13 protein-coding genes are annotated in these 14,173 nt (G+C 73.2%); 10 read left to right on the top strand and 3 right to left on the bottom strand.

Annotated features, from left to right (window positions below; genetic code table 11):
* Positions 1-141 precede the first annotated feature (141 nt).
* From AC07AZ_RS15110 to AC07AZ_RS15095, 4 genes are all read left to right on the top strand, one after another.
* Complete coding sequence (locus AC07AZ_RS15110) at positions 142-924, top strand: class E sortase (RefSeq protein WP_478847628.1); 783 nt, start codon at positions 142-144, stop codon at positions 922-924.
* 158 nt (positions 925-1,082) lie between these two features.
* Entirely contained in the window at positions 1,083-1,421 is a 339-nt protein-coding gene (locus AC07AZ_RS15105) for a DUF6412 domain-containing protein (RefSeq protein ID WP_478847626.1), read from the top strand.
* A 105-nt stretch (positions 1,422-1,526) separates the two neighbouring features.
* Positions 1,527-2,243 (top strand): YidC/Oxa1 family membrane protein insertase, encoded by a 717-nt coding sequence (locus AC07AZ_RS15100; protein WP_478847624.1) that lies wholly within the window; start codon positions 1,527-1,529, stop codon positions 2,241-2,243.
* A gap of 126 nt (positions 2,244-2,369) precedes the next feature.
* On the top strand, positions 2,370-3,227 hold the full coding sequence (locus AC07AZ_RS15095; protein WP_478847622.1) for a fumarylacetoacetate hydrolase family protein: 858 nt from the start codon (positions 2,370-2,372) through the stop codon (positions 3,225-3,227).
* Between the two features lie 193 nt (positions 3,228-3,420).
* On the opposite strand, the gene AC07AZ_RS15090 is transcribed toward AC07AZ_RS15095, so the two are convergent.
* Together AC07AZ_RS15090 and AC07AZ_RS15085 are read right to left on the bottom strand one after the other, a co-directional pair.
* Positions 3,421-3,936: a heme-degrading domain-containing protein gene (locus tag AC07AZ_RS15090; RefSeq protein WP_478847620.1), complete on the bottom strand. Its 516-nt coding sequence runs from the start codon at positions 3,934-3,936 to the stop codon at positions 3,421-3,423.
* Complete coding sequence (locus tag AC07AZ_RS15085) at positions 3,933-5,051, bottom strand: Gfo/Idh/MocA family protein (protein ID WP_478847618.1); 1,119 nt, start codon at positions 5,049-5,051, stop codon at positions 3,933-3,935. The genes AC07AZ_RS15090 and AC07AZ_RS15085 overlap by 4 nt, the downstream gene beginning before the upstream one ends.
* 56 nt (positions 5,052-5,107) lie before the next feature.
* Here AC07AZ_RS15085 and AC07AZ_RS15080 point away from each other — a divergent pair, with 56 nt between their 5' ends.
* Positions 5,108-6,535, top strand: a complete 1,428-nt coding sequence (locus AC07AZ_RS15080; protein ID WP_478847616.1) for an ROK family transcriptional regulator — start codon at positions 5,108-5,110, stop codon at positions 6,533-6,535.
* Positions 6,536-6,816: 281 nt separating this feature from the next.
* Here the strand turns inward: AC07AZ_RS15080 and AC07AZ_RS15075 are convergent, their stop codons facing one another.
* Positions 6,817-8,781: a HelD family protein gene (locus AC07AZ_RS15075; RefSeq protein ID WP_478847614.1), complete on the bottom strand. Its 1,965-nt coding sequence runs from the start codon at positions 8,779-8,781 to the stop codon at positions 6,817-6,819.
* A 517-nt stretch (positions 8,782-9,298) separates the two neighbouring features.
* On the opposite strand from AC07AZ_RS15075, the gene AC07AZ_RS15070 reads away from it, so the two are divergent.
* From AC07AZ_RS15070 to AC07AZ_RS15050, 5 genes are all read left to right on the top strand, one after another.
* On the top strand, positions 9,299-10,183 hold the full coding sequence (locus AC07AZ_RS15070) for a hypothetical protein (protein WP_478847612.1): 885 nt from the start codon (positions 9,299-9,301) through the stop codon (positions 10,181-10,183).
* A 265-nt stretch (positions 10,184-10,448) separates the two neighbouring features.
* On the top strand, positions 10,449-11,228 hold the full coding sequence (locus AC07AZ_RS15065) for an HAD-IIA family hydrolase (protein WP_478847610.1): 780 nt from the start codon (positions 10,449-10,451) through the stop codon (positions 11,226-11,228).
* 169 nt (positions 11,229-11,397) lie between these two features.
* The gene (locus AC07AZ_RS15060) at positions 11,398-11,988 is read left to right on the top strand and encodes a hypothetical protein (RefSeq protein ID WP_478847608.1); all 591 of its coding nucleotides are present in this window, start codon (positions 11,398-11,400) and stop codon (positions 11,986-11,988) included.
* A 6-nt stretch (positions 11,989-11,994) separates the two neighbouring features.
* On the top strand, positions 11,995-12,660 hold the full coding sequence (locus AC07AZ_RS15055) for a class F sortase (RefSeq protein WP_478847606.1): 666 nt from the start codon (positions 11,995-11,997) through the stop codon (positions 12,658-12,660).
* Between the two features lie 312 nt (positions 12,661-12,972).
* On the top strand, positions 12,973-14,040 hold the full coding sequence (locus tag AC07AZ_RS15050) for a glycoside hydrolase family 6 protein (protein ID WP_478847604.1): 1,068 nt from the start codon (positions 12,973-12,975) through the stop codon (positions 14,038-14,040).
* The last annotated feature ends 133 nt before the right edge of the window (positions 14,041-14,173 follow it).

Raw genomic sequence — 14,173 nt, 5'->3', positions numbered from 1 at the left:
GGGTGCCCGCGGCCGGGTCGGGCCGGGCCTGGCGGGGCACGGGCGGGGTGCGGGGCACAGGTCCGGCGGGTAGGGCACGGGTCTGGCGACTTCGCCTCCCTCGCCCTATCGTGCGGGCGGCTTCGGGAAGGAGGCGTGCCCGTGCGGCTGCACGTCGTACACCACGGCATCCTGCGGCGCCGCGCGCGGGGGCGGCGCGTTCTGTGGACCGGCGGCGAGCTCCTCGTCACGGTCGGAGTGGTGCTTCTGCTGCTCGTCGTCCACCAGTTGTGGTGGACCAACCGGCAGGCCAGGCAGGGCGCCGAGCGGAAGGTGGAGGCGCTGGAACGGGAGTGGGGCGCCGGCCCGGAGGCTCAGGGGGAAGGGGACGGCGGCGGCTCCGGCCTGTCCGGCGCGGCGCCGGGCGGTGCTCGGGGCGGCGCCGGTCGCCAGGGGGCCCGGAGCGCCACGGGCGCCGTCGCGTCGCCGGGCCGCTCCCAGGCGTACGCCGTTCTCACGATCCCCCGCCTCGGTCTGCGTGTCCCGGTCGCCGAGGGCGTCGGCAAGCAGTCCGTCCTCAACAAGGGGTACGTCGGCCACTATCCCGGCACCCAACAGCCGGGCGAAGCCGGGAACTTCGCGCTCGCCGGGCACCGCAACACCCACGGCGAGCCCTTCCGGTACCTCAACCGTGTGACCGCCGGGGACACCGTCCGGGTCGAGACGGGCAGCGCGACCTACACCTACGCCGTCGACAGGATCCTGCCGCAGACCTCCGCCCGCGACTCGGGCGTCCTCGGTCCCGTACCCCACTCCTCCCTGCGCCCCGCCTACGGCTACCGCGACCCGGGCCACTACCTCACCCTGACCACCTGCACGCCCGAATACACCTCCCGCTACCGGCTGGTGGTGTGGGGGAAGCTCGTGTCCACGCGGCCACGCTGACCGGCGTACGGACAACGGCTTTTGGGCGCCGAGGGGCGGACCCGGTCAGCCGCGCTCTGCTCAAGCCGAAGCGACTGCTGCAGCCGATCGAGAGGGAACCGGCCGACGTATGACGGAGTCCTGTACAACGGACACAGCTGCGAGAGGAGGGGTGGTCGATGATCCGCAGCCTGACCGTCGTGCGTCTCGCCGCCTCGCTGTCGCGTCCCGCCGCCGTGCCGTCGCTTCTGTGTCTGCTGCTTCAGCTCGCGCTGCTCGACGCCGGCAGTCTCCCCGCGACCGTCGCGCTGGCAGCGACCGCCGCGGCCGGCACCGCGCTCGCCGTCTGCTCCCTGCTCACCGCGCGCTGCGCGCCCGCCGTGCCGCCCACCCGGGTCCGGACGGCGATCCGGGACCGCGCCCGCCGTACGGCGTTCCTGCCGCAGCGCGACCCCGACGCGGCCGGCCGCCGCAGGTCCCGAGCACCGGGATCCGCCCTCCGGACGACCGCCGCGTAGGGCACGCCACCACCTGAGTACGTGACCCGTGCCCCGACGCGGGTGGGTCGTCATGCCGCCATCCCCTTTTTCCCCGGCACGACGAGACCCTCGGAGGGCTCACCCATGTCCGTTTTCGCCGACCTGGTCGACCACCTGGCCGACCTGCTCCAGCCCCTCTTCGGGGCGGGCGCGGCCGCCGCCGCGATCGTCCTGTTCACCACGCTCGTACGCCTGCTCGTGCATCCCCTGTCCCGGGCCGCCGCGCGCGGGCAGAAGGCCCGTACCGCGCTCCAGCCGAAGATCGCCGAACTGCGGAGGAGACACCGCGAGGACCCCGAGAAGCTGCGGAACGCGGTGCTTCGACTGCACGCCGAGGAAAGGGTGTCGCCGTTGTCCGGCATCCTGCCCGGGCTGCTCCAGCTGCCCGCGTTCTTCCTGCTGTACCACCTGTTCTCCAGCACCACGATCGGCGGACGGCCCAACGCGCTCCTCGGTCACCGGCTGTTCGCCGCCCCCCTCGGCGACCGGTGGGCGGACGCGCTGGGCGGCGGCGGCCCGTTCGGGGACGCGGGCCTCGTGTACCTCGGTGTCTTCACCGTCGTCGCGGCCGTCGCCGCCTTCAACTACCGCCGTACGAAGCGGATGACGGCCGCGAACCCGGTCGCGGAGGGGGCGGGCGAGGGGGAGCGCGTTCCCGGGTTCGGGGCCGTCACCACGGTCATGCCGTTCATGTCCTTCCTCACCCTCGTCACCGTCGCGGTGATGCCGCTGGCCGCCGCGCTGTACGTGGTCACCAGCACGACGTGGAGCGCCGTGGAGCGTGCGGTGCTGTACCGCTGAGGCCCCGGTTACGGTCCAGTACGCGAACAGGGGCTTGCGGAGCGGACGGGCGCCTTGGAGGATCGACCAGTCCTCCGATGGCTGCACCCGTCGGTGGGGCGTCCGCGATCGAGGGAGATTGTGATCATGAAGCTGCTGCGTGTCGGTACGGCGGGAGCGGAGCGGCCCGCGCTGCTCGACGCCGAGGGGACCCTGCGGGACCTGTCCGGTCTCGTCCCGGACATCGACGGACCGCTCCTCGCCGACGATGCCGCGCTCGGCCGGATCAGGGCCGCCGCCGGCGCCGGGGAACTGCCCGCCCTGGACGCCGGCGGACTGCGCGTCGGGCCGCCGCTGGCCCGGATCGGCAAGATCGTGTGCATCGGGCTGAACTACCACGACCACGCCCGCGAGACGGGGGCCGAGCCGCCCGGTGAGCCGGTGATCTTCTTCAAGGCCGCGGACACGGTGGTCGGACCGCACGACACGGTGCTCGTGCCCCGCGGGTCGGTGAAGACCGACTGGGAGGTCGAACTCGCGGTCGTCATCGGCCGTACGGCCCGCTACCTCGGGTCGGCGCAGGAGGCGCTCGGGCATGTCGCCGGGTACGCCGTGGCGCACGACGTGTCCGAGCGGGAGTTCCAGATCGAGCGCGGCGGGACCTGGGACAAGGGGAAGAACTGCGAGACGTTCAACCCACTGGGGCCGTGGCTGGTGACGGCGGACGAGGTTCCCGATCCGCAGGATCTGTCACTGAAGCTGTGGGTCAACGGGGAGCTGAAGCAGGACGGTACGACGGCCGAGCAGATCTTTCCCGTGGGGGAAGTCGTGCGGTACGTCAGCCAGTTCATGACCCTGTACCCGGGAGACGTCATCAACACCGGGACGCCGGCGGGGGTCGCTCTCGGGCAGCCCGAGCCGAAGCCGTTCCTTCGGGCGGGCGATGTGGTGGAGCTGGAGATCGAGGGGTTGGGGAGGCAGCGGCAGGTGTTCAAGGAGGCGTAGGGCTCCGCGGGGGTGCGTTGTGGTTCGGGTGCGGGGTGTTGCGGGGTGTCGCGCGGTTCCCCGCGCCCCTGGGGGGTGGGTGGGGGTGCTGTGGGGGGTGGCGTGCGGGTTCGTCGGGGCTTGTCGCGTGGTTCCCCGCGCCCCTGGCGTGGGGACAGGTCAGGGGAGTGGCGAGGCCAGGTGGCGTCAGGGGTTACCGGACCTGGTCCGGGTTCAGGAACTGCTCCAGCGCCTCCACCACGAACCGGTGGTCCTGGAGCTGCGGCAGGCCGCTCACCGTCACCGCGCCGATCACGCCCACGCCCTCCACGGTGATCGGGAAGGAGCCGCCGTGAGCCGCGTACCTGCCCGGGTCGAGGCGGGACGCCTCCTCGAACGTCGTGCCCTTGGCGCGGAAGCGCGTGCCCACCAGGTACGAGGCGGAGCCGTACCGCTCGACCACCCGCCGTTTGCGGGCGATCCAGTCGTCGTTGTCCGGGGTCGAACCCGGCAGCGCCGCGTGGAACAGCTGCTGGCCCGCGCGGTGGATGTCGATGGCGACCGGAGCCTGCCGTTCCCGGGCCAGCTCCACCAGCAGGGAACCCAGCGCCCAGGCGTCGTCGGGGGTGAACCGGCGGAACACCAGGCGGCGTTCCTGCGCCTCCAGTTCCTCGACGCTCGGGGTGATCTCGGGCTGGAACCTCGGGGTGACTCCCTGGTGGTGCGTCACAGCGTCACCGTCTCCTTGTCGTGGGCCGAGCGGCGGGCCGCCTCCAGTACGTCGAGAACGGCGGCCGCCTCCAGCGCGGTCACGGGGTTCTCACCGGTGCCGCGGAGTGCGGCGGCCACCGCCGCGTAGTACGCGGGGTAGTCGCCGGGAAGGGTCGGCTCGGGACGGCCGCCGCCGGTCAGCGGGGACTCGCCGGCGCCGACGCGGCCCCACAGCGACTCGGGTTCCAGACCCCAGTCCGCCGCGCCACCCGGACGCTCACTCTCGCGCAGGGCCGCCTCCTGCGGGTCGAGGCCGTACTTCACGTACCCCGCCCGCGAGCCCAGCACCCGGAAACGCGGGCCGAGTTGGGCCGTGGTCGCGGAGACGTACAGGTGTGAACGGACCCCGCTCGCGTGGGTGAGCGCGATGAACGTGTCGTCGTCCGCCCGCGCGCCGGGGCGGCGGATGTCCGACTCGGCGTACACGGCGGTCGCGGGACCGAACAGCACGAGAGCCTGGTCCACGACGTGGCTGCCGAGGTCGTACAGCAGACCTCCGATCTCTGCGGGGTCGCCGGACTCCCGCCACCCGCCCTTCGGCTCCGGCCGCCACCGCTCGAAGCGGGACTCGAAGCGCGACACGTCACCCAGGGTGCCCTCCGCGATGAGCTTGCGCAGGGTCAGGAAGTCGTTGTCCCAGCGGCGGTTCTGGAAGACGGAGAGCAGCAGGCCGCGCTCCTCGGCCAGCGTCGCGAGGTCACGGGCCTCGGCCGCCGTGCCGGCGACCGGCTTGTCCACGACCACGGACACGCCGGCCTTCAGCACGGCGGTCGCGAGCGGGACGTGCGTCCTGTTCGGGGACGCGACGACGATCAGGTCCAGTTCGTCGGCGCGGCCGAGCAGTTCGTCCGGGCCGGCGGCGACGCGGACGTCCGGGAACTCGGCGCGGGCCTGCGCCTGCCGCTCGGGGTTCGAGGTGGCCACCGTGTCCAGGGTGAGGCCCGCGGTGGCGGCGATCAGCGGGGCGTGGAACACGGAGCCGGCGAGGCCGTAGCCGACGAGACCCACGCGGAGGGGAGCGCCGGTCACGCCGGACGTGTCGGCCGTACCTGTCGTATCTGTCGCACCTGTCATGCCGTCCACTTTCGCAACGCTGTTGCCAAAGTGCAAGCGCGAGGGACAATGCGGGGGTGAACAGCACTGGAGGTGGACCGGCGGGCGCGAACCTGGACGCCGTGCGCAGCCACAACGCCGCGCTGGTGCTCGCCCTGCTGCGCACGGCCGGCGGCGAGGGCATCAGCCGGCTCGAACTCGCCGAACGCACCGGGCTCACCCCGCAGGCCGTCAGCAAGATCACCGCCCGGCTCCGGGAGGACGGCCTCGCCGCGGAGGCCGGGCGCCGCGCCTCCACGGGCGGCAAACCGCGCACGGTGCTGCGGCTGGTGCCCGGGGCGGGGCACGCCATCGGGCTGCACCTCGACCGGGACGAGTCGACGGTCGTCCTGTGCGACCTGACCGGCGCGGTGGTCGCCGAACACCGGTCGCCGCTCGACTTCGGGGCCGGCGCGGACGCGGTGATCGAACAGGCGGTCAGCGAGGTGGAGGCGCTGCCGGGCGGCCGCGCGGCCTCCGTCCTCGGCCTCGGCGTCGCCCTCCCCGGCCCCCTCGACCACACCCACGGCGTCCTGCACCGCGTCACCGGCTTCCCCGAATGGGACGGCTTCCCGCTGCGCGACGCGCTGGCCCGGCGGCTCGGCCTGCCGGTCGTGATCGACAAGGACACCAACGCGGCGGCGCTACGACTGGCGGTCGCCGGCGAGGGACGGGCGGGCGGGAGGCGGGAGGGCGAGCCGGGAGGGGAGCCGAGTGGTGGGCGGGACGGGGCTCGCGGCGGGGATTTGCGAGCGGAGCGGATCGGGGCGCCGGGTGGAGAGCGGGACGTAGAGCACGGCGGGGAGCCTTGTCAGGGGGACGGGCGTCAGCGTGTGGGGCGTCGAGGGGGTGGACGTGGCGGGGTGCCAGGCGCGGAGCGGGTCGGCACTGTCGACGGGGAGCTTCGCCGGGGTGCGGGGCATCAGGGCGCGGGACGTCTGGATGACGGACGCCAGGGTGCGGGGCGTCAGAGGGACGGGCACGGCGGGGAGGGCGGTGGCTCCTTCGCCTATCTGCACCTCGGCACCGGGCTCGGCGCCGGGCTCGTGATCGGCGGGGCCGTGCACCGGGGCGCGAGGACCGGCGCGGGGGAGTTCGGGCACCAGGTCATCCAGCTGGACGGGCCGCCCTGCGGGTGCGGGAACCGTGGCTGCGTCGAGGCCCTGTGCCTGGCCGCCGTCGCCCGGGGCGAGATCGCCGAGGCGGCCCGCGTGCTCGGGACGGGTGCCGCGAACCTGGTCGGGCTGCTCGACATCGACCTCGTCCTGCTCGGCGGCCGCACCATCGCTGCCGACCCGCAGCCCTTCGTGCGCGGAGTCGGCGCCGTCCTGGACGCCCACGCCCCCCGCGAGGGCGGCCGCGAGCAGGCGGTACCGGTCCGCATCGCGGCCGGCGGCCCACGCGGGGTCGCCGAGGGCGCGGCCCACCTCCTCCTCGCCCCGCTGTTCGGCCGCGCCGACGCGTGAGGCGGGGGCGCCGGCTGCTGGAAGAGGGAGGGGAGATCGATCCTGGGGACCTGGCCCATATGTCGCCCTGCTTGACCGAGCACATCAAACGGTTCGGCGAGTACAGCACGCACGAACTCGGCATCGAATCCGACGCGTACGACCCGAAGTCCGACGTCGACTTCACCCTGCTGCGCGAAGGGGATCTGAAATTCGTCGGCTTGGACGAGCAGCCCGTGCGCGCGGGCCGGAGTATGTACCGCGCGGGGTGCGTCCGCGGCGACGACGTGGGCGCCGAGTCGTCAGGCGGGCTGGACGGTGATGGTGCAGAGGCGTTTGGTGGCCCGGGTCAGGGCTACGTACAAGTCCCTTTCCCCACCGGGGCGGGCCGAGATGATTTCCTCGGGGTTCATGACGACGACCCCGTCGAATTCCAGGCCGCGTGCTTCGGGCGCCGGCACGATGCGTGCGTGCTGAGCGATGCCTTGGGCCGTCAGCTCGCTCACCCTGGTGTCCGCGCAGATCACTCCCAGAAGCTCGCCCGGGTGCGCGGTGCTCTGGGTGCGGAGTTCCTGAACGACGGCGGTGACCAACCCGTCCGCAGGTGTGGTCACGGTGCGAGGGCTCTCACCGCTTCGCAGTGACCGTGTGGGCTTCTGGTCCGGAGCGATCCGCGTGAGCAGGTCCCGGACGCTCTCCAGGATCTCCTGCGTGGTGCGGTAGCTGACGGTCAGGTTGTGCAGTCTGAACCGCGGTCCGACGTACGGGCTCAGTGCTTCCTTCCAGTCGCGTGCTGTCGCGACCGGGCCTGCCTGGGCGAAGTCACCCACCAGCGTCATCGCCCTCGCCGGGCAGCGGCGGACGATCATCCGCCACTGCATGGCGGTCAGTTCCTGCGCCTCGTCGACGACGACGTGCCCGTACGTCTGCTCGGGCGGGCCGTCGACCAGGCTCGCCGCCTCGTCCAGCAACGGCACATCGGCATCGGTCCACGGGTCGTCCGGACCGCGCAGCAGAAGGGACCGCTCCTGCGCGGTCAGGCGGGGCAGGCGCTCGGCGAGAGCGCCGGCGTCCGTCAGGAGCGCCAACACGAGGTCACCGGGTATCAGTCGCGGCCACAACACCTCGACCGCTCGGTCGACGCCGGCGTCGACGAGGAGATCGGCTCGGATGGCGTCCAGGTCCAGCTCGTGGACCGGCCCCGGGTCGGCCGCACCTTCGGCACGGTGCTGGGCGGCTCCCGTGAACCGGTCGAGGTTGATGCCCGTCATCCTTTCGGCATCGGCGTCGATCTGCTCCAGGAGGTCGCCCATGTCTCGTTGCATCGCGTCGGTGACGGCGTCGACCAGGAGCTCTTTGAACACCTGGCGCGCGGGGTTGTGTCCCGGTGCGGCCGCCACGGCGGCGTCGCGTGCCGTGGCGACTTCCTCGCCGGACAGGTGAACCAGTTCCTGTCCGACCCGCACGGTGAAGTCACCGGCGGGGGCCTGGTGGACGCGCAGCAGGCCGGCCAAGGCGTCGGCGAGGCCGGAGCCGCCCTTGAGACGCGCCGTATCGAACGGGTCCACCGTGTCCGTGGACACTCCGGCCAGTTCCCGGCACGTCGCCAGAACGACGTCGTTCTCTCCGAGCGAGGGAAGGACCTGGGAGATGTAGTCGAGGAACCGGGCGTTCGGGCCCACCACCAGGACACCCTCCTCCGCGGCGCGCGGGAACGCGTACAGGACGTAGGCCGCCCGGTGCAGGGCGACCACCGTCTTGCCGGTGCCGGGCCCGCCCTGCACCACGGTCACCCCGCGGTGGGCGGAGCGGACGATCTCGTCCTGCTCGGCCTGCAGCGTCGCGACGGCCGCGTGCATCCTGCCCGTACGCCGTGCCGACAGAGCCTCGGTCAACGGGCCGTCCCCCACGACGTCCTCGTCGGTCGGGGCGGTCCCGTCCAGCAGTTCGTCGCTCACCGAGATGACCGTGCGCTCCTCGAGGCGCAGGTGCCGGCGCCGCCGCAGGTCCATCGGGTGGACCGGTGTCGCCTCGTAGAAGGGCCGCGCCGCGTTCGCGCGCCAGTCCACGAGCAGAGGCAGGTCATCCTCCTCCGTATGCAGTCCGATCCGCCCGATGCGCAGGGCCGTGCCGTCCGTCCAGTCGACGCGCCCGAAGACCAGCCCCTTTTCGGCGCCCTCCAGCCGGCCGATTTCCCTGGCCAGACGCTCGGCGGCGATTTCTCTCTCGTATGCCTCACCGGCGCTTTCCGCCGGGGCCTTCAGCACATTCGCCCGGTGTACTCGCGCCTCGGAAAGCCGCTCGGTGAGCACCTCGTATAAGGAGGACACATAATCCCGTTCCGATTCAACCGCACGCACGGCGGGATCATTCATTTTCGACAACAGGGGGCTCCTTCGATTCGAGCCACACCATACGGTCAAAGTTCCCTAAAGGTAAGTCTTGACTTACTTGGTAAGCCATGGCCCCACGACTGAATCCGGGACGGCTGAACGTACGGCGTATCAAGAATTCCGCCGTTCCGAATATCGCTGATTGCGCTCCTGATGCCCGCCTGCCTTATGGTGAGCCCGCCCTTGGACGCCGGCGATGTCTGGGAACTGGCGGCCGTCCTCGACGACGCAGCGCCCCGGCACTCATCTGACGCAGCGCCCCGGCACTCATCTGACGCGGCAGCGTGGTCGCGGCTCCCGGCGGAAGCAGTCCGCTTCCGCCGATCGAGCGGACTTCCGGCCCCGGCCGGAGCGGCGCCCCGCTTCATGCCGTCCTGCCCGGCATGGTCATGTGTTCATGCGACTGTCTACGCCCACCTCCCTCTGCCTGGCAGCAGCCGCCACGCTTCTCCCCGTAGCCGCAGCCGTCCCGGCCACCCCGGCCCACGCGCGGGCCGACCCGGACTGTGTCGCCTCCGGCGAACGGGCCTTCCCGCTCGTCAGCCGTATCCACGGCGGCCCGGACTCCTACGCGGCCGGCGGCGGCTACGGCACCTGGTACCTCGACCTCACCAACACCACCACCCACCCCTGCACCGGCATCCACCCGGTCGTCGTCCTCGTCGACAGCGAGCGCGCCCTCAAGCCCGGGCAGCCCCGGCTGGAGTTCTACGAGGGCACCCACCCGCACCCCGTCCGCTTCGAGGCGACCGACGAGGCCGAGCTGGTCGGGGCCTTCGACGGGTTCCGCGGATTCACCGTCGGCCCGCGCCGCACCGTCACCGTGAAACTCCGGCTCGCGCTCGCCTCGGACGCGGTCCCCAACCAGGTCACGGTGAACGCGGCCGTCGTACAACGGCACGGCGACGACGATGACGGCGACTGGGTCGGCCAGTCGAACGACTACCACTTCGGCATCGACTCCGACCCCGCCCCCGTCACCACCGCGCCCAGCCCCACCGACTCCGCGTCGGCCTCGGTCCCCGCCCCGGCCCCCCGGCCGGACGCGGAGCCGCGCCCCGAGACGACCAGCACCGCCACCCGCACCGCCACCCCCACACCCCCGCCCACAGCCACCGCCCCGGTCACCACCCTCCCCAGCGCCCCGGCCACCCGCCTCCCCTTCGCCGAGGAACTCGCCCGCACCGGCCTCGGCCCGGCGACCGCCGCCGTGGCCGCCACGATCCTGCTGCTCGCCGGGGGTGGTGCCCTGCTGCTGGCACGCAGACGCCGCTGAGGCCGACGGGCCGACAGCCCGGCGGGGTGACAGGCCGGCGGGGTGACAGGCCGGCGGGGCGGCCAGCCGAGTGGATCGGATAGGTCGAGTGGCTCGGGCGGGTCCAGCGGCGCCCCGACCCGCCGCCGCTCACCCAGGCGCGCGCAGGGCCCGCGGAAGCGCGCCCCCCGGGGTTCGCCGCGAGGGGGCATTCCCTCAAGATCCGGCCATGCTTAGGCTGGGGCGACGCGCACCGCGCACACGCGTACGGCAGGAGATCCAGCACATGTCAGACCGCAGGCCCATCGAGTCGTGGCTCACCGACATGGACGGTGTGCTCATCCACGAGGGCGTACCGATCCCCGGAGCCGACGCCTTCCTCAAGAAACTGCGTGAGTCCGGGAAGCCGTTCCTGGTCCTCACCAACAACTCGATCTACACCCCGCGCGACCTGCACGCCCGGCTGCGGCGCATGGGCCTCGACGTGCCCGTCGAGTCCATCTGGACCTCCGCGCTCGCCACCGCCCAGTTCCTCGACGACCAGCGGCCGAACGGCTCGGCGTACGTCATCGGCGAGGCCGGTCTGACCACCGCGCTGCACGACATCGGCTACATCCTCACCGACCACGAGCCGGACTACGTCGTCCTCGGCGAGACCCGGACGTATTCCTTCGAGGCGATGACCAAGGCCGTACGGCTCATCCAGGCCGGCGCGCGCTTCATCGCCACCAATCCGGACGAGACGGGCCCCTCCACCGAGGGCCCGCTGCCCGCGACCGGCGCGGTGGCCGCACTGATCACGAAGGCGACCGGCCGGAAGCCGTACTTCGCGGGCAAGCCGAACCCCCTGATGATGCGGACCGGGCTCAACGCGATCGGGGCGCACTCCGAGACCAGCGCGATGATCGGCGACCGCATGGACACCGACGTGCTGGCGGGCATGGAGGCCGGGATGCAGACGTTCCTGGTGCTCACCGGCCTGACCCGGCCCGAGCAGGTCGAGGACTTCCCGTACCGGCCCTCGAAGATCGTGGACTCGATCGCGGACCTCGTCGACCGGATCTGACCGCCCCCGCTCTCCTCGGGCGAGCTCGGGCCCGGCGCCCGCACCCGGCGCCGTCCGGGCGCGGCCGAAACCGGCCGTCCCCGCCGCCACCCGATCGGAGCAGCGGGGGACGTCAGGGGATGCGGGGCCAGGGCGGGCGGGGGAGTCTCCAGGTGACTGGAGGTTCACGATGGGTTCAATGAAAGTCGCTCTCTGTGCAGGGTTCCTCGGGGCCGTCGCCTTCACGCCGACGGCGTACGCGCAGGACGGCGGTGTCTCCGTCAGCCCGGCGTCCCCCGCCCCCGGCGGTGACATCGCGATGCGGGTCACCGGCTGCGCGCAGAAGACCGGCATCGCCGTCTCGGCGGCATTCGTCGCGGACATCCGGCTCACCGACACCGACGGCATGCTCGTCGGCGAGAGCCGTATCCGCTCCACGGTCACCGCGGGCACGTACGACGTGAAGATCCGTTGCGGTGGCGCCGAGCACAAGGCCAGGATCACCGTCGGGCGCGGACAGGGGCAGGACCGGGACCGAGGGCAGGACCAGGACCAAGGACAGGACCAGGGCACCCTGGAGCCGTCCGCGCCCTCCGCCCCCTCCTCGCCCGTCGCCCCCGTGCACGCGGGCGGCGGCGGTACCGCACCCCGTGTCGCCGCCGCGCAGGCCCGCTCGGCGGGTGTCGGCACCGGGCACGCGGTGACCGGGCTGGTCCTGGCCGGCGTCGCCGCGGGGGCTGTCGCGCTCCGCAGGGTGCGCCGGAGCCGCGGGACGGGCTGAGGTGTCATGTCCGATCACGAGCGTTCCGCCGGCACCGGCCGGCTCCTCACCGGCGTGGCCTGGGCGGTCCTGCTGCTCGGGCTGTGGCTGTGGGGCCGCGACGTGACCGAGGGACGAGACGGGACGTCCGCTCCCGCCACCGGCGACATGGCGGCGGTCGGACGGCCGCCGGACGTGCGGCTGCCGCCCGCCGTCCGGCCGCTCGGCGACGCCGTGCCGCAGCGCATCGACATTCCCGACCTCGCCGTCCAGGCGCCGGTGGTCGCCCGTGGTCTGGACGGGCAGGGGGCGGTCGAGCCGCCGCCGTTCGACCAGCCCGGGGTCGTCGGCTGGTACGCGGCCGGTGCGAAACCGGGAGCCGCCGGCACCGCGCTGATGGTGGGGCACGTCGACACCGAGACGCGGCCCGCGGTCTTCTACAAGATCAGCGCGATGAAGCCGGGCGAACGGGTCCGGGTGGTGCGCGACGACGGCAGGGTCGCCGAGTTCACCGTCGACGACGTCCGGGTCGTCGCCCGCGACCACTTCGACGCCCGCCAGGTGTACGGGCCCGGGAAGGCCGGGCGCGCCGAACTGCGGCTGATCACCTGCGGCGGCACCTTCGACCGGGCGAGCCACAGCTACACGGCGAACGTCATCGTCTCGGCCTACCTCACGGGAACGGCCCTCTAGCCCGCCCCGAGCCCGCCCCGAGCCCGCCCCGAGCCCGCCCCGAGCCCGCCCCGAGCCCGACCCGAGCCGGTCCACGGGGCCGCGCCACACGGGCCCGGCCCACAGGCGCGCCACGCAGGGGCCCGCCCAAGGGGCGTGCGCCTCATCGCGCGCCCCTTCCGTTACGCCCACCCCCCTCCCGCACGCCCGCCCCCTCCCGCACGCCTGCCCCGCCCCTCGGAGATCCGGACGATCTCGTGGCCATGCGTCACGTATGCCAGGATTGGGACCCGGACCGGTGCACCCAAACCGGTACAGCCGAGGGGGAGTTGGATGCACGGCAGCAGGGGGGCCGCCATGTCTTCGGCGGCGCGGGCGTCCGCGGTGGTGCTGGGGGCGGCACTGCTCGTCACGGGGTGCTTCTCCGGAAGCGGGGAGCGCGGCGCGGGCGCGGACGGAAGGCGGGGAGCCGGAGCCGCCACCGGCGGGAGCGGGGGCGCACGGATCACCCAACAGCCCAAGGAGGCCGACCCGTTCTGGGTCAACCCGGACGGCAACGCGGCCCGGCAGGTGGCGGCCTACGCGAAGGCCGGCCGGGACCGCGACGCCGAGCGGATCAGGAGGATCGCCGAGCAGCCGACGGGCGAGTGGATCGGCGCGGAGAACCCCGAGCGGGAGGCCCGCGGCTTCACCGAGGCCGCCGACCGGGTCGGCCGTACCGCGCTGCTCGTCCTCTACAACATCCCGCACCGCGACTGCGGCCGGTACTCCCGGGGCGGCGCCGCCGACGGGGACGCCTACCGCGCCTGGATCGACGCCGTGGCCGCGGGCGTCGGGGACCGGCCCGTCACGGTGGTCCTCGAACCGGACGCCGTCCTGCACCTGGTCGACGGCTGCACGCCCGACACGTTCGGCGAGGAGCGCTACGCCCTGCTCAAGGACGCCGTCACCAGGCTCAAGTCACTGAAGAACGCCAAGGTCTACCTCGACGCGGGCAACGCGGGCTGGGGGCACCCCGACCAGATCTTCGGGCCGCTGCGCCGGGCGGGCCTCGACGCGGCCGACGGCTTCGCGGTGAACGTCTCCAACTTCTACTCCACCGAGCAATCCCTCGCGTATGGCCGGGAGTTGTCCGCCAAGGTCGGCGGGAAGCACTTCGTGGTCGACACCAGCCGCAACGGCAACGGCCCCTACACGGGCGGCGATCCGGACGAACGCTGGTGCAACCCGCCGGGCCGCGCGCTGGGCGAGACCCCGACGACGAGGACCGCCGACCCGCTGGCGGACGCGTACCTGTGGGTCAAGCGGCCGGGCGAGTCGGACGGCACGTGCAAGGGCGGCCCGAAGGCGGGGGACTGGTGGCCCGCCTACGCCCGGGACCTGGCCGGATCCACCGGCTGACGCCCCGTCCCGCGCCCGACCCGCCTCGTCCCGCGCCCTCCCCGCCTCCCGTCCGCGCCCTCCCCGCCTCCCGTCCGCGCCCTCCCCGCCTCCGTTCCGTCCCCTCCCCACCTCCCGTCCCGTGTCCCTTCCG

Source organism: Streptomyces sp. NPDC043878 (assembly GCF_056435735.1).
This window is presented reverse-complemented; position numbering and strand designations above follow the sequence as displayed.

Coding starts and splice junctions, on each gene's coding strand:
- AC07AZ_RS15085 (WP_478847618.1), bottom strand. CDS start 5,051: ATGACAGGTGCGACAGATACGACAGGTACGGCCGACACGTCCGGCGTG.
- AC07AZ_RS15105 (WP_478847626.1), top strand. CDS start 1,083: ATGATCCGCAGCCTGACCGTCGTGCGTCTCGCCGCCTCGCTGTCGCGT.
- AC07AZ_RS15065 (WP_478847610.1), top strand. CDS start 10,449: ATGTCAGACCGCAGGCCCATCGAGTCGTGGCTCACCGACATGGACGGT.
- AC07AZ_RS15100 (WP_478847624.1), top strand. CDS start 1,527: ATGTCCGTTTTCGCCGACCTGGTCGACCACCTGGCCGACCTGCTCCAG.
- AC07AZ_RS15095 (WP_478847622.1), top strand. CDS start 2,370: ATGAAGCTGCTGCGTGTCGGTACGGCGGGAGCGGAGCGGCCCGCGCTG.
- AC07AZ_RS15055 (WP_478847606.1), top strand. CDS start 11,995: ATGTCCGATCACGAGCGTTCCGCCGGCACCGGCCGGCTCCTCACCGGC.
- AC07AZ_RS15050 (WP_478847604.1), top strand. CDS start 12,973: ATGCACGGCAGCAGGGGGGCCGCCATGTCTTCGGCGGCGCGGGCGTCC.
- AC07AZ_RS15060 (WP_478847608.1), top strand. CDS start 11,398: ATGGGTTCAATGAAAGTCGCTCTCTGTGCAGGGTTCCTCGGGGCCGTC.